This is a genomic window from Oceanospirillum sediminis, assembly GCF_014164585.1.
Lineage (GTDB): Bacteria > Pseudomonadota > Gammaproteobacteria > Pseudomonadales > Halomonadaceae > Oceanospirillum > Oceanospirillum sediminis.
Map to the genome: position 1 here is coordinate 1 of NZ_JACJFM010000309.1, position 322 is coordinate 322.

The 322-nt window shown below is 28.9% G+C and carries 1 protein-coding gene; it reads right to left on the bottom strand.

Going from position 1 to position 322, the window contains the following annotated elements:
• Positions 1–58: 58 nt before the first annotated feature.
• Complete coding sequence (locus H4O21_RS28785) at positions 59–232, bottom strand: hypothetical protein (RefSeq protein ID WP_165453862.1); 174 nt, start codon at positions 230–232, stop codon at positions 59–61.
• Between the last annotated feature and the right edge of the window lie 90 nt (positions 233–322).

The window sequence follows — 322 nt, forward strand, 5'->3', positions numbered from 1 at the left end:
AGTTGCCTCGAGACTTTTTAATTATCTTAACACGAAGAATTATAAATTATTCCGCGTATTAGTGTGTGGCGTCATCAACTTCATCTTTCACTTCTTCAACAGCATCTTTTGTTTCATCTTTCACCTCTTTTACTGCTTCTTCAATTTTGTCTTCGGTTTTCTTTTCCCTACAACTTGTAAATACTGTTGATACCGTAAATAACAAGGCTAAGGCTAATATGATTTTTTTCATGATTTTTAAATTTTATGGTTAATTATAATTTTTATTTCTTGAGTAATCCCTTTAATAACGATAATACAAAGAGTATAATGAATATATAGA

Bases quoted from the DNA above. Each gene is read 5' to 3' on its own strand.
- H4O21_RS28785 (WP_165453862.1), bottom strand. From the start codon at position 232: ATGAAAAAAATCATATTAGCCTTAGCCTTGTTATTTACGGTATCAACA.